We start from the raw sequence: 22,967 nt of genomic DNA on the forward strand, positions 1-22,967 counted from the left end.
CCTACAAACCAACAATGGGCAATTAGCAATTTTCCGTTTTCGGGCTCATTTCCGGAAATGAGCCCGAAAACGGAAACTACCAGTTGTGTTCCAAACTAGTGCACAGAACTGCAATCCGGCGGGCCACATCATTTTCCAGAAAAATCCAGTTACCTTTGCCCTTGCGCGCCGGGTACAGTCACGCGGCGTGGCACAAGCAGACAGCACATGGAAAACAGGAATTACAAAGATAAAGGCGGAAGCGCCAAACAACGGCACTACAGCCAACCCAAATCTGACAAAATGGAGATGGTGTTTGGCCTTCGGCCGATATTGGAGGCACTGAACGCGGGCAAAACCATTGAGAAAATCTACCTGCTCAAAGGCGTGAACCACAGCATCAGCCAGGAAATAACAGAACTGGCCAAAGCCGCCGACATTCCCATTTCCATGGTGCCCGCTGAGAAGCTGGACAACCTCACCCGCAAAAACCACCAGGGCGCGGTCGCCTACCTTTCGGCTATTTCCTACTCGCCGCTAGATGAAATTGTGGCCTCTCTGTTTGAGAAAGGCAAAGACCCGCTGCTGTTGGTGCTGGACCGCGTAACCGATGTGCGGAACTTCGGGGCCATTGCCCGTAACGCCGAATGTATGGGCGTGGACGCCATTGTGATTCCTAGCCGCGGGGCTGCACAGATCAACGCTGATGCCTTGAAAACATCGGCGGGTGCGTTGAACCTGATTCCCGTTTGCCGCGAGGCCAACTTGAAGGACTCGCTCCACTTCCTGAAAAGCTCTGGTTACCGCATTGTGGCCTGTACCGAGAAAGCCGAAGAAACCCTCACCGACAAAACCATTGATTTGACCGGCCCCGTCGCTATTTTGATGGGCTCCGAGGAAGACGGCATCTCACCGGAATACCTGAAGCGTGCTGATGTGCGCGTGAAAATACCCATGACGGGCCAGATTCAGTCTCTGAATGTGTCTGTGGCGGCGGGTATTGTTCTGTATGAAGCCCTTCGGCAGCGCCAGGCGGTCTAAATAGTAGCCATAGAAATTCCTGTTTTCGGGCTCATTTTCAGAAATGAGCCCGAAAACAGGAATTTTTCTTTTAGGTTGAGGAGGAAAAAGAAATTTATTTTTGCGATGCAGCCTTTCGGCTAATGCTTGGGTCTTGAAGATAAACGCCTGCGTTCTATGAAAACCAACCTGTTGCTTTTGGTCCTGGCCCTTCTTTCGTTTTCCTGTTTAGAAGAAGACGAACCAACGCCTGGTGCCTTGCCAAAGGGAACCTACGTGGGTACCTTCCTGCGGACCAGTCCCACGGCTTTGTATGCACCCGCCACGGTGACGTTGCACCTGCAGGGCAATACTTATTCCGGGTCCAGTGAAAAACAGCGCTACCCGGTCATTGGCGCCGGTACCTACCATGTCTCAGGCAATTACATCACCTTTGAGAGCGAAGGTTTTTACACCGCTGACTTTGACTGGACCTTGATTCTGAAGGCTCGCTTCACGATTTCCCAAGACGGCGATTCCATCCTTCTCACCAAACAGACAGGCGACATCACTGATATTTACCGCCTCACCAAACAGACTGAAACCAACAAATAAAACAGAACAGCATAAAAAAAGGCCGAGACCCTGGATAGGGGCTCGGCCTTTTTGCTTTTGCATATTAGGTTAAATGAAGTTCTGCCCCTTTTTAGCTTTGGCGTCTGAGACGAAGTCTTTGACCTTGTGTTCGTCTTCGCGGCGGCAGATCATGAGTACGTTGTCATGCTGCGCGATGATATAGCCGTCAAGACCTTGCGCCACCACCAGCTGGTGCGGCGGGGTTTTGATGATGCAGTTGTGCACGTCATACAGCAGCAGGTTGCCGTCGGCTACGTTGTTCTCTTCGTTTTTCTCAGAGAGGCTGTACAAAGAGTTCCAGGTGCCCAGGTCAGACCAGCCAAAATCGCCCAGAATCACATACACGTTGTTGGCCTTTTCCATCACGCCATAGTCAATGGAGATGTTGCGGCAGTGCGAATAGGCTTTGTTAATGAAGGCATGTTCCCCGTCGGTGTCCAGCAGGGGCGTGCCTTCCTCAAAGGTGTCGGCCATGTCACTCAGGAATTCCTTGAACGCTTTGATGATGGCCTGCGCGTTCCAGATGAAAATGCCGGCGTTCCAGACAAACTCGCCGCTGTCCAGAAACATCTGGGCAATCTCCAGGTTGGGCTTCTCTGTGAAGGTCTTCACCTTTTTGAGGGTGTGGCTGGGCTCGTCAATGAATTGGATGTAGCCGTAATTGGTATCTGGCCGGGTGGGTTTAATGCCCAGGGTCACCAGAATATCTTCTTTAGATGTGGCAGACAGGGCTTCTTTGATGCAGGCCGTGAAAGCTTCCTCGCGCAGGATCACGTGGTCTGCCGGGGCCACCACAATGTTGGCGGTGGGGTTGCGCTTGGCTATTTTGTAGCAGGCGTAGGCAATACAGGGCGCGGTGTTGCGGCCAATGGGTTCCTGCAGAATCTGGCTTTCATCTAAGTGCGGAAGGTGCTCGCGTACCAAGGGCGCGTACTCCCGGTTGGTGACCACAAAGATGTTCTCCGGCGGACAAATACCGCTGAACCGTTTTACGGTGGTCTGCAGCATGCTTTCGCCCATGCCTAGCACATCATGGAACTGCTTAGGGTAATTGACACGGCTAAAGGGCCAAAAACGGCTGCCTATGCCGCCAGCCATGACCACCACAAAGGTATTTTCGCTCATCTTTTATACTAGTCCTTCTTTCAACAGGTCATGCAAATGCACGAACCCTGCAAAGTTACCTGATTTGGTGACAATTAGCTGCGTAATGTTTTTTTGCTGCATGGCGGCCAGCGCCTCCACGGCATAGGCCTCAGCGTCAATGGTTAAGGGGGCCGGGGTCATAATGGCGTTGGCGGTAATGCCCGTGAGGTTCTCAAAGTTGGAGAGCATGCGGCGCAGGTCCCCGTCTGTGATAATGCCGGTCAAAGCGTTCTGGCTGTTCAAGACCGCCGTGGCGCCCAACCGCTTAGAAGAAATCTCAATGATAATTTCTTTGAGCGTGGCGTCTTCCTGCACTTTTGGGGCTGCGTTCTGGGTGTAAATGTCATCTACCTTTAAATACAAGCGCTTGCCCAATGAGCCGCCCGGGTGCAGCGCACCAAAGTCCTCACTGCTGAAATTGCGTGACTCTAACAGACAAACGGCCAGCGCGTCTGCCAGGGCCAGGTGCGCCGTGGTGCTGGTGGTGGGGGCCAGGTTGTTGGGGCAGGCTTCGCGCTCAATAGTGGCGTTCAGGACAAAATCTGCCTGTTGGGCCAGGTAAGAATCTACCACAGAAACCAGCGCCGCCAGCTGCGTGCCCTTGCGTTTTAACAAAGGAACCAGTACCTTAATCTCCGGGGTGTTGCCGCTCTTGGAGAGGCAGATCACAAAGTCGTCAGATTGTATCATGCCAAGGTCGCCGTGAATGGCATCTGCGGCGTGCATGAAAAGGGCGGGGGTGCCGGTGGAGTTGAGCGTGGCTACAATTTTGGTGGCAATGTTGGCGCTTTTGCCAATGCCCGTGACCACTACGCGGCCTTTTATGGCCAATATGGCCTGTACGCACCGTTCAAAGTCATCATTGATGTAGTCTGCCAATTTTAGAACCGCGGCCGCTTCTTCCTGCAAGACATTTTTTGCGATGTTTTTGATATTTTTCGTGATATTCAAGGTAGATTTGTATTAGACAAGACAACATAAGACAACAGCCCCCACTTGTTTTTAACAGCAAGCAGATTACATGTTAGTACAACAAGAAACATTAAAGGACAAATTAAAGGAAGTTTTCGGCTATAGCCAATTCCGGGGAAACCAGGAGGCTATCATCCAGAACATCATGGCGGGCCACAACACGTTTGTGATCATGCCCACCGGTGCCGGAAAATCCCTGTGCTACCAATTGCCAGCCCTGGCCATGGAAGGCACCGCCATTGTCATCTCTCCGCTGATCGCCCTCATGAAAAACCAGGTGGATCAGCTCAACGCCTTCGGGGTGAACGCCCAGTTCCTCAATTCCACGCTCTCCAAGGCCGAGATGAACAAAGTAAAGCGCGAAACCGTGAGCGGCGACGTGCGGCTGCTGTACGTGGCCCCGGAGTCATTGACCAAGGAAGACACGCTTGATTTCCTGAAACAGGCCAAGATCTCATTTGTGGCTATTGATGAGGCGCACTGTATTTCTGAGTGGGGCCATGATTTCAGACCGGAGTACCGCAAGATCAGGGGCATTATTGACAACATCGGTAACCTGCCCATCATTGCGCTCACGGCCACGGCCACGCCCAAGGTGCAGCTGGACATCCAGAAGAACCTGCAGATGGATGATGCCTCGGTGTTTAAGTCGTCCTTTAACCGTACCAATCTTTATTACGAGGTTAGACCCAAGCATAACACCAAGAAGCAGCTTATTCAGTACATCAAGAAAAACAAAGGCAAAAGCGGCATTATTTACTGCCTGAGTCGCAAGAAAGTAGAAGAGATAGCCGAGTTACTGCAGGTCAATGACATAAAAGCCTTACCGTACCATGCCGGTCTTGACTCCCACATACGCATGGCCAACCAAGACGCGTTCCTGAATGAGGACGTGGATGTGATTGTGGCCACCATTGCCTTTGGCATGGGCATTGACAAGCCAGACGTGCGCTTTGTGATCCATTATGACACGCCCAAGTCCATAGAAGGCTATTACCAGGAAACCGGCCGCGGCGGCCGCGACGGCCTTGAAGGCAACTGCCTCATGTTCTACAGCTATGATGACATTGTCAAGCTGGAGAAATTCAGCAAAGACAAACCGGTCACTGAGCGCGACAATTCCAAATTGCTCTTGCAGGAAATGGCCTCTTATGCTGACTCAGCGGTTTGCCGCAGAAGACAGTTGCTGCATTACTTTGGCGAGATGTACAACAAAGACTGTGGTTTCTGTGACAACTGCGTGCATCCTAAAGAAAAGTTTGAGGCCCAGGACCAACTGGTGCTGGCCCTTAAAGCCGTAGCCCAAACCAACCAACGCTTTAACATTGACCACCTGGTGCACGTGCTCATGGGGCTCAAAGACCAGTACGTGGAAAGCTACGGCCATGACCAGATAGAAGTCTACGGCGCCGGCAAGGACCATGACGCCCAGTATTGGAGTTCTATTCTGCGCCAGGCGCTGTTGTTTGATTATTTAGAAAAAGACATTGAGAACTTCGGGGTGCTGAAAATAAGCACCAAAGGCGAGGCATACATTCTGAAACCGCATCCCATTAAATTCACCAAAGACCACAACTTTGACGAAGAGGTGCAGCAGGAAGAGGAGAAAGAGGAAAATCAAGCCGCCGCCGGCCATGACGAGGTGTTGTTTGATTTGCTGAAATCCTTGCGCAAGAAATTGGCGAAGGACAAGAACCTGCCGCCGTACGTGCTGTTCCAGGACCCGTCTATCAAGGAGATGGCCACCACGTACCCCACTAACCAAGAAGACCTGGCGCACATCGCCGGCGTGGGCATGGGCAAGGCGCAGAAGTTCGGGAAGCCGTTTCTGGAGCTTATCACCAAATACGTGGAGGAGAATGACATTGTCACTGCCGCCGATGTAGTGGTGAAAACCACCGTGAACAAGTCCAAGCTCAAAATCTACGTGATTCAGCAGATAGACAAAAAGATGGACCTGGAGGAAATTGCCTCGTCAAAGTCTATCACCATGCAGGAACTCATAGAGGAAATTGAGCACATCTGCTACTCGGGCACCAAACTCAACTTGGACTATTATATAGACGGCGTATTGGACGAAGACCGCCAGCAGGAAGTGATTGACTATTTCATGAGCTCCACCACTGATAACATGGCCACCGCCATCAAAGAACTGGGCACCGATGATTATACCGAGGAAGACCTGCGGCTTATGCGCATCAAGTTCCTCTCCAAATACGCCAATTAAATTTTGGCTTTATGCTGATAGAAACAAAAAAAGCAGGTGGTTTTCGCCTGCTTTTTTTGTTTCCTTTGTGACGGTTCCGTTTTCGGCCTCATTTCCAGAAATGACCCCGAAAACGGAAAACCCAACCAGATGTACCCCGCGGAAGCCATGCCTTTCGCCTTATTACTATAGAGTATGAACGTTCTGATTATTGGAGCCGGTGGCCGTGAGCACGCGCTGGCCTGGAAGATTAGCCAAAGCCCGTATGCCGACAAAATCTATGTGGCTCCGGGCAACGCTGGTACCGCGCAGGTAGCCACCAACATTGACATCGCCACCCACAACTTTGAGGAACTGGCCAAGTTTGTGACAGACTACAATGTCATGATGGTGGTAATAGGGCCCGAAGACCCGTTGGTGGGCGGCATCTCAGATTACTTTGCCGAGCAGGAGTTTCTGCAGCACGTGCTGGTGGTGGGGCCCCGCAAAGCCGGGGCGCAGCTGGAGGGCAGCAAAGATTTCTCCAAGCTGTTCATGCAGAAGCACGGCATTCCCACGGCGCGGTACCAGACTTTTACCTCCAGTACGTTTGAGCAGGCCCTGGCGTATCTGCAGCAGCATTCATTTCCGGTGGTCTTGAAAGCAGATGGCCTGGCCGCCGGAAAAGGTGTGGTCATTGCGCAGAATTACCAGGAAGCCCAGGAAGCGCTCCACCAGATGCTGCGCCAGCAGAAGTTTGGCTCGGCCGGTGACAAGGTGGTGATAGAGGAATTTTTGCAAGGCATTGAGCTCTCAGCGTTCATTCTCACCGATGGCCAGGAATACGTGCTCCTGCCAGAAGCCAAAGACTACAAGCGCATTGGTGAAGCTGATGCCGGCCTGAACACGGGTGGCATGGGCGCCGTGTCGCCGGTGCCGTTTGCCGATGCCGCGTTCATGGACAAAGTGCGCGCGCGCGTGATTGAACCCACGTTGCACGGACTTCAGCAGGACGGCATTCCGTACAGCGGCTTCCTTTTCATCGGGCTCATGAACTGCAAAGGTGACCCCTACGTGATTGAGTACAACGTGCGCCTGGGCGACCCCGAAACCGAAGCCATTCTACCGCGCATCAAATCAGATTTGTTTGAACTGTTCAAGGCGCTGCATGACCATGAACTGGGAGCTTTCCAACTGGAGGTGGACCCGCGTTCGGCAACTACCATCTTTTTGGTGGCCGGCGGGTACCCAGAAAACTACGAGAAAGGTAAAGTCATTCAAGGTCTAGAGAAACCGCTTCCAGCAGACACGCTTTGCTTTCACGCCGGCACCAAGCAAAGCGCAGAAAACCAGGTTACCACCAACGGCGGCCGTGTGATTGCCGTCACCGGACTGGGACAAACCATGCACACCGCGCTCACCAACGCCAACGCCGCCGCCGCCCAAATCACCTGGGAAGGCCGCTACTACAGACAAGATATCGGGTTTGACCTCAAACAGTATCTTAATTGATTGTTGATTGATATTTGAATGGCTTTCACAAAAAGTCCCTTCTTCCTCTGGGAGAAGGTTAGGATGAGGGAGAATTTATAGAACGTTTATGATAAATAGACCCTCACCCTAGCCCTCTCCCGGGGGGAGAGGGGATTTTCTTGGAATCCGTTTTCTGGCTCTGTTCCGGAAATGGAGGCAAAAATGACGAAGGGCAGCCCATGGGTTGCCCTTAATCATGTACCCTAAAAACACTTTCTGCCATCTTTGCGCCAGATTTCCGTAAAAGAACCGGAAAACCAACGCAAGAACTATGTCCCTTTCCCCTGACTATATCAGCGCCCAGGAGGCCGTTAAACTAATCAAATCCGGCGACCGCGTGTTTGTGCACGGCGCCGCCATGACCCCGCTAAGACTGGTAGCCGCCGTCTCTGACCGCTGGGAAGAACTGCGCGACGTGGAATTCATTCACATGCACACCGAAGGCCCCGCGCCCTACACAGACCCGGAACGGGCCGGCAGTTTCAAGACCAACGCCTGCTTTGTGGGCACCAACATACGGGCAGCCGTGAACCAGGGCAACGCCGACTACATTCCCATTTTCCTGAGTGAGATTTCGTTCTTATTCCGAAGGAATATTCTGCCCCTTGATGTGGCGCTGGTGCAGGTCTCGCCGCCAGATGCGCACGGGTACTGCACGCTGGGCACTTCCGTAGATGTGTCCTTGTCGGCGGTGGAAACGGCTAAGTTGGTGATTGCCGAAGTGAACCCGCAGGTGCCCCGCTCGCACGGCGATGGTGTGGTACACATCAGTAAAATCCACGCCAAAGTCTGGGTAGACGCGCCCTTGCCTCAGCACGCCAACAAACCCTGCGGCGACGTGGAAACCCAAATTGGCAAACTGGTGGCAGAACTGGTGGAAGACGGGGCTACGCTGCAAATGGGCATTGGCGGCATTCCAGACGCAGTGCTGGCGCAGTTGGGCAACCACAAAAACCTGGGCATCCATACCGAAATGTTTTCAGACGGCATCATTCCCTTGGTAGAGAACGGCATCATCACCGGCGCGAAGAAGAAAATACTCAAGAACAAGATTGTGTCCTGCTTTGTGAACGGGTCGCAGAAGGTGTTTGATTTTCTACATGACAACCCCGGCGTGGTCATGAAAGAGACGGTGTTCACCAATGACACGGCCATCATCAGGCAGAACCCCAAAGTCACGGCCATTAACAGCGCCATTGAAGTAGACCTCACCGGCCAGGTTTGCGCCGACAGCATTGGCACGTACCAGTTCTCCGGCGTGGGCGGGCAGATGGATTTCATGCGTGGCGCGGCTTTGTCTGAGGGCGGAAAACCCATCATCGCGCTGCCGTCCATCACCAACAAAGGCGAGTCAAAGATTGTGAATATGCTCAAACCCGGCGCCAGCGTGACCACCACCCGCGCGCACGTGCGCTACATTGTCACTGAGTTTGGCATCGCTGATCTGTACGGCAAAAACCTCAGGCAGCGCGCCAAAGAACTGATCCAGATTGCCCACCCTTCGCACCGCGAGGAATTGGAGCGCTTGGCGTTTGATCGGTTTAAGGTTTTGTAATGGGTGGTTAATTGTTGTTTAAACCATTGCAGCAAGGGCTACTTACCCAAAAGCGTAGTTCCTTCTCCCTCTGGGAGAAGGTTAGGATGAGGGAGATATCTATCACGTTATTAGTAAACTTAACCAAAAGAATACACCCTCACCCTAACCCTCTCCCAGAGGGAGAGGGGATTTTCTCTTTTCCGTTTTCGGGCTCATTTCTGGAAATGGGGCCAAAAACAGAAAGGCCTGACTCCTATAGAAGTCAGGCCTTTCTGTTTTAAAGCGTTATCGTGCTTAGCAGAACTCGGCAAACGCGCCTTGCAGGTTGTCTACAATGCGGGTAAGGTCGTTGCCTTCAATGTGGTGGCGCTCAATCACGTGCACCAGTTCGCCGTCTTTGAACAGCGCAATAGAAGGCGAGGAAGGAGGGTAGGGCAACATGAACTCACGGGCCTTGGCCACGGCGTCGGCTTCCATACCGGCAAACACCGTTACCAGTTTGGTGGGCTTCTTGTCAGCGCTGGCCACGGCCATTTTCAGGGCGGGGCGGGCTTTGGAGGCGGCGCAACCGCACACTGAGTTCACGGCCACCAACACGGTGCCTTCCTTCTGGTTCAATACATTTTCTACTTCCTCTGGGGTCATCAATTGCTCAAAACCCGCCGAGGTCAGGTCTTCCCTAATAGGGGCCACCATATATTCAGGATACATTGCCATGTCTATTTTTAATTAAAGTTGAATGCTGATTCTGCCGTAAAATTACGAAATCAAAAGGAAAACACTACGGCCAGGCTTCTGGTTTCTAAAAGGATACTTATTCCTTCTGGTGAGACCGCACTGAATGCCCCCAAAGCCCATAAACGTTTCTTTTTAACCGATTTTCTTGTTGCTTAGTGCAGCAGACAAAACCCTGGATGTGCGGTTGACGAGCCAAACGTAGCGTTGGGCTATTCAAGTACCTGGCAAAGAAAGTGGAAAACTTTTGCCTGAAACACGGGAAAGAAATGGCAGAAATGTTACCTTTGCAGGGCAAAACAAAGCGACTTGTCTGGGTTGGGGTCTGAGGGCCTCGGTAGAAGTATAGCGGGCGGCATGTATATTAATTTTAAGGAATTTCTTGGAAATTAATAGGCAAGCTTGTAGTTTTGCAAACTCATTTAGAACAGAGTCAACAGCATTTATCTATAATCACAACCATGGCTAACCATAAGTCAGCATTAAAGAGAATCAGATCTAACAACGCGAAACGCTTGCTGAACCGCTACCAGGCGAAAACTACTCGTACCTTTGTAAAGCGTTTGAAATTAACCACCGACAAAGCCGAGGCGCAAGAGCTGTATAAGAAAGTATCTGGTATGCTTGACAAACTGGCGAAGAAGAACGTGATCCACAAAAACAAAGCGGCCAACAATAAATCTAAATTGGCTCGTTTCGTGAATAACCTGGCTGCCTAGTCTAGCCAAACCTTTCCACTCCGTTTTTGGGTTGAATATCAAAAGCCTTGCCTTGTGCAAGGCTTTTTGTGTTGGGGATAGGCGAGGAGCAACATTAGGTTTTTGTTGCGTTACTTTTGAAGAGAGCTAAAATGAAATTTCTGGTCAGTAAATTGGTTTAGGCTGTTCACTTAGTGATTCCCGTTTTTGGCCTCGTTTCCAGAAATGAGCCCAAAAACGGGAATCAGCAACGTTACAGCAATTTAGTTTTTCCAGTCATCCTGAGCGCAGCCGAAGAATCTAACGATGCGGTTATTACATTCTCCTGGTATCAGGTGACATTCCTGTGTTACACGCACAGAAGAGTGGTTGCTAAGTAGTATACCTATTCCTGCTGATTGTACGGACAGGGCTCGACCTGTCCACGCGTATTCCTGATCCCTACGCATTCCTGAATACCCATTTTATTTGTTGCATGGTGGGCAGGCTGCCTGGGCCGCCGTTCAGGACAGGTCGCGATCTGTCCCTACGGATTTGAACTACTTAGGCTATCAAATTGGAAGAACCTCTGTTTTTGCCTTCGTTTCCAGAAATGAGCCTGAAAACAGAGAATTAAACCACATTCATTAAACCTTCAACCTGTAACTTAAACCCAAACAAAAAAGGCGACCATCTTCTCAGATAGTCGCCTTTTATTATTTTATCTAAAGTGCAAATTAGTGCACAATGCTCAGTTTGATCATGTTGGCGCGTTTCTTTTCCATGACCGGCATAGAACCGATGTTGATGAAGATGTCGCCGGTGGCGAGGTGGCCTTCTTTCACCAGAATTTCCTTGAGGTCAGAGATGGTGTCATCGGTAGACACAAAACGGTCATAGTAATAGCCTCTGATTCCCCACACCAAATTGAGGGTGTTGAGCAGCGCGCGGTTATCGGTGAAGATGAAGATGTGGGCCTTTGGGCGGTGCTTGGCCAACTGGAACGCGGTGTAACCAGATTTGGTCAGGCCAATCAGGGCGGCGGCGTTGGTGTCACGGGCCAGGCTCACGGCGTTGGCAACTACGGTGTCATTGAGGAACGTCTTGGCGTTGAGGTCAAACACAAAGTTGCGGTGAAAAACTTCGGCCTGGGCTTCAACAGACGTGATGGTGCGGTTCATGCTCCTGATGGTCTCAATTGGGTACATGCCGGCGGCAGTCTCCGCGGACAGCATCAAGGAGTCGGCACCATCCATCACGGCGTTGGCTACGTCATTGCTTTCGGCGCGGGTAGGGCGGGGGCTGGTGATCATGCTTTCCATCATTTGGGTGGCAATAATCACGGGCTTGCCCAGCGCATGGCATTTCTGCACAATCATTTTCTGGAGCATGGGTACTTCTTCCATGCCAATCTCCACGCCCAAATCTCCGCGGGCAACCATCACGGCATCGGTGGCTTCAATAATGGAGTCAATGTTCCGGATGGCCTCAGGTTTCTCAATCTTGGCCACCACGCGGGTGTCTTTGCCGCGCTCGGCAATGATGCGTTTGATCTCATGAATGTCCTCCACCTTTCTAACGAAGGAGAGCGCTACCCATTCCACGTCATTGTCCAGGCCGAAGTGCAGGTCTCTGATGTCTTTCTCAGTGAGCGAAGGCGCGGTTACCACGGTGTCTGGCAGGTTAATGCCTTTGCGGGGTTTCACCACGCCGCCGTAGACCACTTCCACTTCTACCTCTTTGTCACCGTCTGTGCTGATCACGGTTACTTCCAGCTTGCCGTCATCAATCAAGATGGCGTCGCCGGGTTTCACGTCATGGGCCAGGCGGGTGTAACTGGTAGACAGGCGGGTGGCCGTGCCCATGGTGTTGTCACAGACAATGTGCAAACGCTGCCCGGCCACAATCTCCACGGCACCGTCCAGCACGTCATTGATCCGTATTTTGGGGCCCTGTAAATCTTGCAGGAGGCAAATGTTCATGCCGTCGGCGGCGTTGATGGCGCGCACGTGTTCAATTACTTTTACATGGTCTGCGTGAGAGCCGTGCGAGAAGTTAAGCCGGAACACATCTACACCTTCGGCAATAAGCGCCCTCAGTTTTTCTGGGGTGTTGCTGGCCGGGCCAACTGTGGCAATGATTTTTGTCTTGTTGAAGTTTGTGGTAGCCATAGGCTAAAAAAGCAGGTTTTCTTTATAACGTAAACAATTGGGGTCAAAGGGGCGCACGTATTGCACCAGCGGTACGGCGTGCAAGGTGCCCAGCAGTTCTTTCTGTAAGTGGTTGAGCCCGCCGGTTACCTGAATCACGTAGTCATACTCCTTAATGTCTGGCACCAGAAACGGCGCGGCCAGGGTGCTGGTGCCCACAGAGCGGTTCCGAAACAGGCGCAGGTTGCCGTGCTCCGCGCGGTGCAGGTAGTTGGAGATCACCAAACGGCCTTTGTTCAGGTAGTCAATGCACAGGTCGGCTTGTTTAATGAGGCGAATTCTGAAGGATTTGTTCAGGGCCCAGGCCAGGGTGTGCTCTTTGCTGGAAGACACTACGCCATACAGATCGAAATCAAAATCATACTCTACGTCTAACTTAAAAGATTTCATGGCGGGCGGTAAGCGTACTGTTGGGTAAGGGTTGGGAAGGCAATTTAAAGAAGACAATTCATAACTCAAGTAGCTTGGGCAGAAAAGTGCCTGAATAAAACTAATGCCGGTATTTGTTTGACATTGTGTTGCCAAATCTATTTCTTTGCACAGTGTTTTAAAAAACTTATAAAAAAATGTCAGAAATCGCAGAAAAAGTAAGAGCTATTATCATTGATAAATTAGGCGTTGAAGAATCTGAGGTGACGCCTGAGGCCAGCTTTACCAACGACCTGGGTGCCGACTCTCTTGACACGGTGGAACTGATCATGGAATTTGAGAAAGAATTCAATGTGTCTATTCCAGATGACCAAGCAGAGAACATTGCCACAGTAGGCCAAGCGATCAGCTACCTGGAAGAGCACGCAAAGTAGTCTTCCCCAATCCCCTTTATTAATTCGATCCCAATTTTACCTTTTCAATACAGGTTCTTGTCCTCTACTAGCAGCGTATGGAGCTTAAGAGAGTTGTAGTAACTGGCCTTGGTGCTATTACCCCACTGGGGAAAACCGTTTCTGAATACTGGGACGGCCTAATCAATGGAGTAAGCGGCGCCGCGCCAATTACCCGCTTTGATGCCTCAAAGTTTAAGACCCAATTTGCCTGCGAAGTAAAAGGGTATGATCCTGAGCAATACTTTGACCGTAAAGAGGCCCGCAAAATGGACCTCTTTACGCAGTTTGCTGTGATTGTAGCCGACCAAGCCGTAGAAGACGCCAACCTGCTGGACCCGTCGCTGGACAAGGACCGCATTGGCGTAATCTGGGGCTCTGGTATTGGCGGTCTACGCACCTTTCAGGAAGAATGCGTAGCTTTTGGCCGCGGTGACGGCACCCCGCGGTTTAACCCGTTCTTCATCCCGAAGATGATAGCCGACATCAGCGCTGGTCATATTTCCATTAAACACGGTTTCAGAGGACCAAACTTTGTGACCGTGTCTGCCTGTGCCTCTGCCACCAACGCCCTTATTGACTCGTTCAACTACATCAGGTTGGGCATGGTGGACATTGTGGTGAGCGGTGGTTCTGAAGCAGCCGTCACCGAAGCCGGTGTAGGTGGTTTCAACGCCCTGAAAGCCCTTTCTGAGCGCAATGATGCTGCAGAAACTGCTAGCCGGCCATTTGACAAAGACCGTGACGGTTTTGTGTTAGGCGAAGGTGCCGCGGCCATTGTGCTGGAGGAATACGAGCATGCCAAGGCCCGTGGCGCTAAAATCTACGCTGAGCTGATTGGCGGCGGCATGTCTGCCGACGCGTACCACATCACCGCGCCGCACCCAGAAGGGTTGGGCGCCCGCAACGTGATGATGAACGTGCTCAAAGACGCCAAAGTGAAACCCGAGGAAATTGACTACATCAACGTGCATGGTACTTCTACACCACTTGGTGATGTGGGCGAGGCCAAAGCCATTGAGCAGGTCTTCGGGGAGCATGCCTACAACCTGAACATCAGTTCCACCAAATCCATGACCGGCCACTTGTTGGGTGCTGCCGGGGCCATTGAAGCGGTGGCGTCTATTCTGTCTATCCAGAACGGCATTGTGCCTCCTACCATCAATCACTTCACAGATGATGATCAGTTCAACCCAAAATTGAACTTCACCTTCAACAAAGCGCAGCAGCGCGAAGTGACCTTGGCTATGAGCAACACCTTTGGGTTTGGCGGACACAACACCTCTGTGATCTTCAAAAAGTTCAGTGAGTAGTTTTGAGCCCGATCAGACCGGTCTTACGCGCGTTCCATAAATTCTTCTACAAAGACAAGGCCTTTGTTACCGCCATCACCCGCATTACGGGCATGGCGCCAGACAACCTGCACCTGTACCAACTGGCGTTTACGCACACGTCATTCGTGCGCCAGAACCTCAATGGCAACCAGGAAACCAATGAGCGCCTGGAGTTTCTGGGTGATGCTATATTGGGTTCGGTGATTGCCGAATACCTTTTCAAGAAATACCCCTACAAAGACGAAGGTTTCCTGACAGAGATCCGGTCCCGCATGGTGAACCGCGAGTCACTCAATAGCCTGGCTGTTAAAGTGGGCTTGAATTCCCTAGTGAAAGTGGACAGCGCCTCTGGCGTGAACCGGCACAAGTTCATCAACGGCAATGCGCTGGAAGCCCTGGTAGGCGCCGTGTATTTAGACAAAGGCTACAAAGACACCAAAGACTTTATCTTGAAGAAACTGGTGAAACCGCACTTTGACCTGCACCAGCTCACCACCACCACCAGCAACTTCAAAAGCAAACTGATTGAATGGGCCCAAGGCCAGAACCGCAGCATCAGGTTTGAGATTGTAGGCCAGAAGCAATCTGGTAGCGTCACCGAGTTTACCGCCGCCGTGGTGGTGGACAATGACATCATTGCCACTGGCGCCGGGCTCTCCAAGAAAAAAGCTGAACAAGCCGCCGCCGAAAAAAGCATGGACGTGCTCAAATCCAAAGGCATCAATTTGGTGTAGTTTTCTGTTTTCGGGCTCGTTTCTGGAAATGAGGGGAAAAACGGGTATTTCTTTTCGTGTTAAATCCTTTTACTTTTAGTTATTCCTTCCTCTAAATAGGAGGAATAATTATGCATTCAGTTCAGGCTAATCCATGCAATGGCGCGGGAGTTACTTCTGAGACTTTCTACAAAATATTAACGCTAATCGGGATTTCTAATCCCGATTCACTCTGTCGGGATTTCCTAATCCCGTACTGCGGCTTCTGGAAATGCTAGTGCCGGGGATTTTTAAATCCCAGACAGACTACTTTCGGATTGGTAAATCCGAAAGAGCAGAATTTCTTTCTTCTTCTCTTAGAATCCTTGAATAACAGCTTTCCTAATTTTAGCTTCTTTCTCTGCTGCAAGTTTGGCGTGGTAGTAGAGACAAGGCATTGCCTTGTCTCTACGGATTAGGTCCCATCAGTCGCCAGCTCAAAAGACCTCGTAGTGCGCGAAGCTCCTACGAGTGTCTCAGCCAAACCCCGTTTTTCGGCTTCATTTCCATAAATGAGGCCGAAAACGGAGTGGGCTTCCTACGTTTCCATTTGGTAATTCCCTTGGTTCTTACCCAGCGCTTCTTAGTTTTGTGCGTGCGCGTTTTTGGCTTACTTGCCGAATATGCCAGATTCTAACTTGCAGCCTCCTTCTGCGTTAGAAAATACTAAACCACAACCTACCCTATGAAACTCGCCGGTGCCGCCCTCAACCAAACGCCCCTAGACTGGGAGAATAACCTTCGCAACATAAAAACCGCTATTGAGCAGGCCAAGGCCGCCAAGGTGGAGATTCTCTGTTTGCCCGAGATGAGCATCTGTGGCTACGGCTGTGAAGATCTGTTTCTGAGTGATTGGCTAAGTGTGACGTGTTTTGAGAAGCTGCAGGAAATCAAGGAGTGGTGCGAAGGGATTATTGTGTGCGTGGGCTTGCCGCTAAGAATCAACAACATCACCTACAACACGGCCTGTGTGATCAATGACCGCCAAATTGTGGGTTTTACGGCTAAGCAGTTTCTGGCCAATGATGGTGTGCATTATGAGACGCGCTGGTTCAGTTCCTGGGTGCCAGATACGGTGCAGGAATTTGAGATGCTAGGCCAAACCTACCAAGTGGGCGATATCATCTATGACTACCAGGGCGTGAAATTCGCGTTTGAGATCTGCGAAGACGCGTGGCGCAACGAGCACCGGCCGGCGTATCGGCACAAACCCAAGGGCGTGCAACTGATCATCAACCCCAGCGCCAGCCACTTCGCCATGAGCAAAACCGATGTGCGGTACCACCTGGTGGTAGATGCCTCCCGGCAGTTTGAATGCGCCTATCTGTATGTGAACCTTCTGGGCAATGAAGCGGGCAAGATGATCTACGACGGCGAAATCATAGTAGCCCAGAACGGAAACCTTATTCACCGCAACGTGCTGCTTTCTTTCAAGGACGTGGACATGGAATGTGCCGATGTTTCGTTTGAGACGCCTTTGCCGGTGGTGCCGGTGCCAACTTTGCCGCCCGTTGACGAGAACCGCGAGTTCATTGCCGCCGTCACGCTGGCCCTGTTTGATTACCTGCGCAAAAGCAAAAGCCGGGGCTTTGTTTTGTCTTTAAGCGGTGGCGCCGATTCTTCTGTGTGCGCGGTCTTGGTAGCTGAGATGGTGAAACGGGCCGTGGAAGAGATTGGCCTGCAGGAATTCGTGCGCAAGACCAATTGCCTCACGCCGGAGGAAGTTTCCGTTTTTGGCCTCCATTCCGGAAATGAGCTCCGAAACGCCTTGGTGGGTAAGTTGCTTATCACCGCGTACCAGGGCACCGTTAATTCGTCAGATGACACGTTCCGGTCGGCGCAGGAACTGGCCAAGTCAATTGGGGCCGTCTTTTACAACTGGACCATTGACCAGGAAGTGACCAGCTACCAGAGCAAGATTGAAAAAGCCATCGGGCGGCCCTTGACTTGGCAAACCGATGATGTGACCTTGCAAAACATACAAGCCCGCGTGCGCGCTCCCGGTATCTGGATGCTGGCTAACCTCTCCAATTCGTTATTATTGGCCACTTCTAACCGCTCAGAGGCCAGCGTGGGCTACGCCACCATGGACGGCGACACGGCAGGCAGTATTTCGCCTATTGCGGGCGTTGACAAGTCGTTTATCAGGCAGTGGCTCATTTGGGCGCAGCTGGAACTGGGTTATGAAGGCCTGCAATACGTGAACAATCTGCAACCCAGTGCCGAACTCAGACCCCTGGAAAATGCCCAGACCGATGAAAAGGACCTGATGCCGTACCCGCTCCTGAACCAGATTGAACGGCTGGCTTTCTATGACAGATTATCGCCGCAGGAAGTGTTCACCAAACTGAAAGGCACGCATCCAGACGCGGAACTGCAATTGTACATCCAGCGGTTTTTCTCGCTCTGGAGCCGCAACCAATGGAAACGCGAACGCTACGCCCCGGCCTTCCACCTGGACGATTACAACGTAGACCCGCGCAGCTGGCTGCGGTTCCCCATCTTAAGCGGCGGCTATAGGCAGGAGTTAAGTGAACTGCGGTAATAATTTGAAGATGTGAAGATTTAGAGATTTGAAAATGATGGAAAATTCCCGTTTTCGGGCTCATTTTCAGAAATGGGCCCGAAAACGGGAATTTAGTTTTTCAGGAAGCGTACCGTTTGGGTTCTTCCGCTGGCAGCATCTTTGACTTGCAGAAAATACACGCCGGCGGTAATTGCTGGCGGTAATTCCAAGACATGGGATTGGGTTGTGGTTACTTCCTTGGTGAGTAAGCGTTTCCCTATTTTATCTTGCAGGTGAATGGTGCCCGTAAAGCTTTTGGCAAAGGCGAGCGTGACTAAATTTCCGTTGGAAGGATTGGGATACAGTGTTACGCCGATAGTGGTTTTTTCTAAGGTCTCATTGCTGCCCAGAATTAAGCCTTGGTTGTCAGTTTTGACTAATCTCAAGTTATTGTCATTTCCTCTAGTTAGAAAAACAATACCCCCATCTGCCGTTTCTTTCATGTCATAGAAGTTGTAAGTATCTTCAGAATAATAAACCTTCCAAATAATATTTCCTTCTATATCCAACTTCATCAGGAAAAGCTTATTACTGTTGGGCCACTTAAATGAACCTAGAACCAGAAGTCCACCATCCTGTGAAGGCATTGTTTGCATTATGCTTTCATTCTGTGCAAGCGGATAAAAGCTTCCTGGCAATACTTTGATGAATTTCAACTCTTTGTCGTGCAGCGCTATTTCACCCTTCTCATTTAAAACCAGCACATTGCCATTTGGAGCTGACGAAATATATTTTCCAATGCAACTACTTGTTTTTTCGTCTTTGTCTAATTTATTAAGTACAAAGAAAGACCTGTATGTATCTGGCGTAATGCCATTCTGATAAAAATAGCTTATAAACATTTCACCACCAGGGCCAAGAGTGAATGTGGGAGGTCCGTCTTCAGGTGATGTTCCTGACCAGTGCCCTACTGTTTGCGCTATGCCATGTATATATTTGGTGAAAGCTGAATTCTGTTCATTGTAAAAAGTAAGGGCTTGGTAAGCACAATGCACGCAGCTGTTACGGTTTGCCCAAGAAAACCCTATGATTTGGTCTCCTTCTGGGGCTCTGAATAATTGTTGTACATCAATTGTGTCATTGGCCCCAAAGTATTTGGTATAAATAGTGTCTGTGCCCAAGCCACTCATGCGCTGGGTATATTTATAAGACGTTCTATTATTGCCGAAATGTCCTTCGTACGCATTACCAAGAAGCCAAATGTCACCATTCTTGGTTTCATTTAACTGGTTTATGCTAGTATGGTCCATGTTGGCAGGTACTGCAAGCGCTTTTGACCAGAGAAAATCACCTTTGGCGTTGAATTTGGCTAAATAATTTAGGTCATATGTGTTTCGCCCCAGCACCACAAAACCGCCATCTTGTGTGGGTAGTAACTTTAAGGGAACTTGTATATTGGGCACCACGCGGCTCCAGCTTTGCTGCGCTTGGCTAACCAATGGAAGTAGGAGTAAAAGCAAGGGTAGCAGTCTTTTCATATTCAAGGCGGTATAAAATATGGTATTCTCGTGAAAGGTAACGAAAGAATACCTGACCCCCAAACAGTTAGCAAAATAAAGGAAGCGTTTTCGGGCTCATTTCCGTAAACAGGCACCAAAACGCGTTGGCGTTCAGAAACCAAAACCTAGCCCATGGAAGAAGACTTGGAATGCCCCTTGGCGTTTAATGACCTGGAACGAAAAGCCTGGCGTTTTGCCGTGCAGGCACACGCGGAGCAGCGCCGAAAATACCTGCAAGAGCCCTACGTGCGGCACCTGGAGCGCGTGGCCCAGAGCGTGATGGCCTTCGGCGGCACCACCGGCATGGTCATGGCGGCGCTGCTGCATGACGTGCTGGAAGACACGCCCGTTACCGAAGCCGAAATGCAAACCTTTCTGGAAGATACCTGCCAGGGCACCCACGTAAAACCCCAGGAAGTGCTGCAACTAGTCATAGACCTCACCGACCAGTTCACCAAGACGCAGGCGCCGGGCTACAATAGAAAGCGCCGCAAGGAAATGGAGCGTGAGCGCATTGCCAAAACCTCAGCGCGGGCGCAGACCATCAAACTCTGTGACATTATTGACAACACCAGAGACATCACCGCCCATGACCTGTCCTTCGCCAAGGTGTACATACCCGAGATAGTGGCCATTCTGGAAGTGCTCAAAAACGCCCAGCCGTTCAAGCTGTACCTGTTGGCCTGCTATGAAGTGCAGAAAGCCCTCTACGCCCTGGAAGAAGCCCGCCGAAACGAACCGCTGGATTATGAAACGACCTAATTCTCAGTAAACCGAATTCCCGTTTTCGTGCTCAATTTCAGAAATGAGCCCGAAAACGGGAACTGCCAATCAATGTTTTTTACTTTCCGCCGCTCAGGGCATCATCGTTCTGGATGGTTTTCTTCTGGCGCTGGCTGGCTTCCATCTTCCCGAAGCTGTAGCTGAAACTCAAACTCACCCGTCTGGCCCTGGCGTAATGCACGGTTTCCTGAGAAAAGGCATCGGTGTTGATGGAGGAGGAGAACCTGATGTTCCGGGCGAAGGGATTGCTCACGCTGGCCGTCAGCATGGCTTTGTCGTTCATCAGTTTCTTGCGCAGGGCAAACGTGTAGAAATAGTTGGACCCAAAGCTGCCCTGCGCCGTTCTGGCCGCCGAATTGTAGTTTCCGTTGAACTGGGTGGTCAGGCCTTTGGCAAAGTCATAGCTGGTGTTCAAACTCAGGCTGTACTGCGTGCCCGCGCTGGAAATGCCCGGGCCGGCGTACTGCACATGGCTCAGAATCAGGTTGGGGCTAATGCTCCATTTGGGCAGGGGTTTGGTTGAACCAGACAGACTAACGCCGTAGACTTTGTTTTCGCCAATGTTCACGGGCATGGTCCTGATCACCGGAATGTTGGTGCCCGGCACCAGACCCATTTCCTGGCTTAATTGCTGCACGGCGTTATCTGTCTGGCGGTAAAAAACGGCCGCGTTGAGGGAAGACGTTTTAAAATAGGTGCTATAGCCCAATTCCACGGCGTGCGTCAGTTCTGGGTCCAGTTCTGGGTTGCCTTTGTAGTAATTGGTAGACTCGTCCATCTGCTCAAAGGGGTTCAGAGACCAAATCTGCGGCCTTTGAATACGCTGCGTGTAGCTGGCCCGCACGGTATGTATTTCTTTGAACGCCCGTGAGACAGTGAAGCTGGGAATGAAGTTCTGGTAATTAGTTCTGAAGGTGCTCTGCTGCAATTCGGTTTTGCCTTTCATGGTGTTCAGGAAAAGGCCTGCCGTGTGCGTACGTTCATACCGCGAGCCCAGGTTGAACTGGTAATGCTTGCCTAGCTTGAACCCGTACATCAAATAGGCGGCATACACATCCTGGTCAAAGTCAAAGTTGCTCACGGCCAGAGAATCTGCCTTGCCGGCCCGGTGAATGTGGTAGAGGGCATTGCTGCTGGCCTCGCGCAGAATGGTTTTAAGGCCTACTTCCAGCTTGCTGTCATTGGCAAACGTTTGGGTGTAGTCCAGTTGGTAGGTCTGGGTTTGGTTGGGCGCCTTGTTATCATTGATAAGCCGGTTCATAAAACCTCCCTCGGCGCTGAACTGCGCGTTGTCATAGTTGTCATGGCCGCGGCCCTGGTTGCGCTGCGCCAGCACAGAAAGTTCCTGCTTGGGTTTGAACGTGTGCGTGTACCCGAAGTTGGCATCCAGCCCAATATTGTTCCAGTTGTTGACCATGTCATAGTTAGTGAGGGAAGTACCCAGTTGGGTAAATTGCCGACGGGTGGCGCGGTAATCACTGCCAAAAACCGCCAGGCCCAGGGTAAACGTGTTCAACGTGTCGGGGTCGAAATCAAGGTTTACTTTGCCGTAGGCGCCGTCGTTCAATTCATGGCCGTCGCCTTCCTGCCGAAGCACGTTTTCACGGGCGGTGTAAGATACCCGGCGGTTGTTATTGCTGTAAAAGCTCAGGTTGGTGGTCACGCCCACTTTGCCTTTGCGGGCGTTCAGGCTGCCGTTGGCGTAGCGCCCGCGGTTACTGCCCGTCACAGACACCTTTCCGTTCAGGCCCTGCAACGTGTTTTTCTTGGTGATGATGTTGATGATCCCCGCCGAGCCTTCGGCGTCATATTTGGCGCTGGGGCTGGTGATCACTTCAATGCTTTTGATAATGTCAGCGGGGATTTGCTTGAGGGCCTCGGCCAGGTTGTTCGCCAGAATGCTGGAAGGTTTGCCGTTCATCAAGACCAACAGGTTAGAACTGCCGCGCAGCTGCACGTTGCCATCTGCGTCAACGGTCACCGAGGGCACTTTGCGGAGCACATCTGAGGCCGAGGTTCCTTCATTGGTGAGGTCATGCTCGGCGTTGTAGACCAGTTTATCGCCTTTGTCTTCAATCAAAGGTTTCTGGGCCACCACGGTCACTTCCTGCAGTTTGGTGGCGCTGTTGGCTAATCTAATGGTCCCTATTTTCACCGTTTTGTTTTCTTGCGAAAGCGTGAAGGCGGGCAGTGTTTTGGTGTCATACCCCAGAAAACTGATAGCCAATTTGTACGTGCCGAACCCAACTCCGGAAAACGAGAACGCGCCGGTTTCATCTGTAATAGTGCCGTTCACGGGTTTGCCAGTAGCAGCGTTTAGCAAAGAAACCGTGGCGAACTGCACCGCTTTGGAGGAAGAAGAATCCTGCACCATGCCAGAAATTTGACCAGACTTAAGCACGGAAGTAGCCTGCGCTGCTACAGAAAAAGAACAAAAGAAGAAAAAGAGAAGAGTTAGTAAAGATAACCGCATGATTGACAGAGAAATATGATGGTGTAGAATAGGTGTCTAAGTTGTGGTTCAGATTTTTACCCGTGACAGCCACTTTATTCCTCGTGCGTGTTGCCTTACTTTCTGCCTTGGTACTTGCTAGATGAAAGTC

18 protein-coding genes are annotated in these 22,967 nt (G+C 51.1%); 11 read left to right on the forward strand and 7 right to left on the reverse strand.

Annotated elements, in window-relative coordinates; translation table 11 throughout:
- Window positions 1-207 precede the first annotated feature (207 nt).
- Both rlmB and IMY23_RS18610 read left to right on the forward strand, forming a co-directional pair.
- The gene (gene rlmB / locus IMY23_RS18605; protein WP_192823520.1) at window positions 208-1,020 is read left to right on the forward strand and encodes a 23S rRNA (guanosine(2251)-2'-O)-methyltransferase RlmB; all 813 of its coding nucleotides are present in this window, start codon (window positions 208-210) and stop codon (window positions 1,018-1,020) included.
- Between the two features lie 156 nt (window positions 1,021-1,176).
- Complete coding sequence (locus IMY23_RS18610; RefSeq protein WP_192823521.1) at window positions 1,177-1,593, forward strand: hypothetical protein; 417 nt, start codon at window positions 1,177-1,179, stop codon at window positions 1,591-1,593.
- A gap of 69 nt (window positions 1,594-1,662) precedes the next feature.
- Here the strand turns inward: IMY23_RS18610 and IMY23_RS18615 are convergent, their stop codons facing one another.
- Both IMY23_RS18615 and IMY23_RS18620 read right to left on the reverse strand, forming a co-directional pair.
- Window positions 1,663-2,739: a mannose-1-phosphate guanylyltransferase gene (locus tag IMY23_RS18615; RefSeq protein ID WP_192823522.1), complete on the reverse strand. Its 1,077-nt coding sequence runs from the start codon at window positions 2,737-2,739 to the stop codon at window positions 1,663-1,665.
- 3 nt (window positions 2,740-2,742) lie between these two features.
- On the reverse strand, window positions 2,743-3,711 hold the full coding sequence (locus IMY23_RS18620) for an SIS domain-containing protein (protein WP_192823523.1): 969 nt from the start codon (window positions 3,709-3,711) through the stop codon (window positions 2,743-2,745).
- Between the two features lie 70 nt (window positions 3,712-3,781).
- Here IMY23_RS18620 and recQ point away from each other — a divergent pair, with 70 nt between their 5' ends.
- The 3 genes from recQ (at window position 3,782) to IMY23_RS18635 (ending at window position 9,005) form a co-directional block, all read left to right on the forward strand.
- Window positions 3,782-5,959 (forward strand): DNA helicase RecQ, encoded by a 2,178-nt coding sequence (gene recQ, locus IMY23_RS18625; RefSeq protein ID WP_192823524.1) that lies wholly within the window; start codon window positions 3,782-3,784, stop codon window positions 5,957-5,959.
- Between the two features lie 174 nt (window positions 5,960-6,133).
- A complete protein-coding gene (gene purD, locus IMY23_RS18630) occupies window positions 6,134-7,429 on the forward strand; it encodes a phosphoribosylamine--glycine ligase (RefSeq protein WP_192823525.1) in 1,296 nt (431 codons plus the stop codon).
- 292 nt (window positions 7,430-7,721) lie between these two features.
- Window positions 7,722-9,005: an acetyl-CoA hydrolase/transferase family protein gene (locus tag IMY23_RS18635; RefSeq protein ID WP_192823526.1), complete on the forward strand. Its 1,284-nt coding sequence runs from the start codon at window positions 7,722-7,724 to the stop codon at window positions 9,003-9,005.
- A gap of 276 nt (window positions 9,006-9,281) precedes the next feature.
- Here IMY23_RS18635 and IMY23_RS18640 read toward each other — a convergent pair whose 3' ends face one another.
- The gene (locus tag IMY23_RS18640; protein ID WP_304621578.1) at window positions 9,282-9,698 is read right to left on the reverse strand and encodes a BrxA/BrxB family bacilliredoxin; all 417 of its coding nucleotides are present in this window, start codon (window positions 9,696-9,698) and stop codon (window positions 9,282-9,284) included.
- 485 nt (window positions 9,699-10,183) lie between these two features.
- On the opposite strand from IMY23_RS18640, the gene rpsT reads away from it, so the two are divergent.
- Window positions 10,184-10,441 (forward strand): 30S ribosomal protein S20, encoded by a 258-nt coding sequence (gene rpsT / locus IMY23_RS18645; protein ID WP_192823528.1) that lies wholly within the window; start codon window positions 10,184-10,186, stop codon window positions 10,439-10,441.
- Between the two features lie 695 nt (window positions 10,442-11,136).
- Here the strand turns inward: rpsT and pyk are convergent.
- On the reverse strand, window positions 11,137-12,570 hold the full coding sequence (pyk, locus tag IMY23_RS18650) for a pyruvate kinase (RefSeq protein WP_192823529.1): 1,434 nt from the start codon (window positions 12,568-12,570) through the stop codon (window positions 11,137-11,139).
- 3 nt (window positions 12,571-12,573) lie between these two features.
- Window positions 12,574-12,999, reverse strand: a complete 426-nt coding sequence (locus IMY23_RS18655; RefSeq protein WP_192823530.1) for an IPExxxVDY family protein — start codon at window positions 12,997-12,999, stop codon at window positions 12,574-12,576.
- A gap of 176 nt (window positions 13,000-13,175) precedes the next feature.
- Here IMY23_RS18655 and IMY23_RS18660 point away from each other — a divergent pair, with 176 nt between their 5' ends.
- The 4 genes from IMY23_RS18660 to nadE all read left to right on the forward strand — a co-directional run bounded on the left by IMY23_RS18660 (window position 13,176) and on the right by nadE (window position 18,061).
- Window positions 13,176-13,412 (forward strand): acyl carrier protein, encoded by a 237-nt coding sequence (locus IMY23_RS18660; protein ID WP_048919546.1) that lies wholly within the window; start codon window positions 13,176-13,178, stop codon window positions 13,410-13,412.
- 77 nt (window positions 13,413-13,489) lie between these two features.
- A complete protein-coding gene (gene fabF, locus IMY23_RS18665) occupies window positions 13,490-14,743 on the forward strand; it encodes a beta-ketoacyl-ACP synthase II (RefSeq protein WP_192823531.1) in 1,254 nt (417 codons plus the stop codon).
- A 2-nt stretch (window positions 14,744-14,745) separates the two neighbouring features.
- Window positions 14,746-15,498: a ribonuclease III gene (rnc, locus tag IMY23_RS18670; RefSeq protein ID WP_225986551.1), complete on the forward strand. Its 753-nt coding sequence runs from the start codon at window positions 14,746-14,748 to the stop codon at window positions 15,496-15,498.
- Between the two features lie 703 nt (window positions 15,499-16,201).
- A complete protein-coding gene (gene nadE, locus IMY23_RS18675; protein WP_192823532.1) occupies window positions 16,202-18,061 on the forward strand; it encodes an NAD(+) synthase in 1,860 nt (619 codons plus the stop codon).
- A gap of 92 nt (window positions 18,062-18,153) precedes the next feature.
- Here nadE and IMY23_RS18680 read toward each other — a convergent pair whose 3' ends face one another.
- Complete coding sequence (locus IMY23_RS18680; protein WP_192823533.1) at window positions 18,154-19,560, reverse strand: T9SS type A sorting domain-containing protein; 1,407 nt, start codon at window positions 19,558-19,560, stop codon at window positions 18,154-18,156.
- Window positions 19,561-19,713: 153 nt separating this feature from the next.
- Here IMY23_RS18680 and IMY23_RS18685 point away from each other — a divergent pair, with 153 nt between their 5' ends.
- Window positions 19,714-20,343 carry an HD domain-containing protein gene (locus IMY23_RS18685; RefSeq protein ID WP_192823534.1) on the forward strand — a complete coding sequence of 210 codons (630 nt, stop codon included), beginning with the start codon at window positions 19,714-19,716 and terminating at the stop codon, window positions 20,341-20,343.
- 79 nt (window positions 20,344-20,422) lie between these two features.
- Here IMY23_RS18685 and IMY23_RS18690 read toward each other — a convergent pair whose 3' ends face one another.
- Window positions 20,423-22,765, reverse strand: coding sequence for a TonB-dependent receptor domain-containing protein (locus tag IMY23_RS18690; RefSeq protein WP_192823535.1), 2,343 nt, complete (start codon window positions 22,763-22,765; stop codon window positions 20,423-20,425).
- Window positions 22,766-22,967: the final 202 nt, after the last annotated feature.

Source organism: Rufibacter sp. LB8 (assembly GCF_014876185.1).
GTDB lineage: Bacteria > Bacteroidota > Bacteroidia > Cytophagales > Hymenobacteraceae > Nibribacter.

Bases quoted from the DNA above. Each gene is read 5' to 3' on its own strand.
- rpsT (WP_192823528.1), top strand. From the start codon at position 10,184: ATGGCTAACCATAAGTCAGCATTAAAGAGAATCAGATCTAACAACGCG.
- IMY23_RS18610 (WP_192823521.1), top strand. From the start codon at position 1,177: ATGAAAACCAACCTGTTGCTTTTGGTCCTGGCCCTTCTTTCGTTTTCC.
- IMY23_RS18655 (WP_192823530.1), bottom strand. From the start codon at position 12,999: ATGAAATCTTTTAAGTTAGACGTAGAGTATGATTTTGATTTCGATCTG.
- IMY23_RS18635 (WP_192823526.1), top strand. From the start codon at position 7,722: ATGTCCCTTTCCCCTGACTATATCAGCGCCCAGGAGGCCGTTAAACTA.
- recQ (WP_192823524.1), top strand. From the start codon at position 3,782: ATGTTAGTACAACAAGAAACATTAAAGGACAAATTAAAGGAAGTTTTC.
- IMY23_RS18640 (WP_304621578.1), bottom strand. From the start codon at position 9,698: ATGTATCCTGAATATATGGTGGCCCCTATTAGGGAAGACCTGACCTCG.
- IMY23_RS18680 (WP_192823533.1), bottom strand. From the start codon at position 19,560: ATGAAAAGACTGCTACCCTTGCTTTTACTCCTACTTCCATTGGTTAGC.
- IMY23_RS18660 (WP_048919546.1), top strand. From the start codon at position 13,176: ATGTCAGAAATCGCAGAAAAAGTAAGAGCTATTATCATTGATAAATTA.
- IMY23_RS18685 (WP_192823534.1), top strand. From the start codon at position 19,714: ATGGAAGAAGACTTGGAATGCCCCTTGGCGTTTAATGACCTGGAACGA.
- purD (WP_192823525.1), top strand. From the start codon at position 6,134: ATGAACGTTCTGATTATTGGAGCCGGTGGCCGTGAGCACGCGCTGGCC.
- rlmB (WP_192823520.1), top strand. From the start codon at position 208: ATGGAAAACAGGAATTACAAAGATAAAGGCGGAAGCGCCAAACAACGG.
- nadE (WP_192823532.1), top strand. From the start codon at position 16,202: ATGAAACTCGCCGGTGCCGCCCTCAACCAAACGCCCCTAGACTGGGAG.
- IMY23_RS18615 (WP_192823522.1), bottom strand. From the start codon at position 2,739: ATGAGCGAAAATACCTTTGTGGTGGTCATGGCTGGCGGCATAGGCAGC.
- fabF (WP_192823531.1), top strand. From the start codon at position 13,490: ATGGAGCTTAAGAGAGTTGTAGTAACTGGCCTTGGTGCTATTACCCCA.
- pyk (WP_192823529.1), bottom strand. From the start codon at position 12,570: ATGGCTACCACAAACTTCAACAAGACAAAAATCATTGCCACAGTTGGC.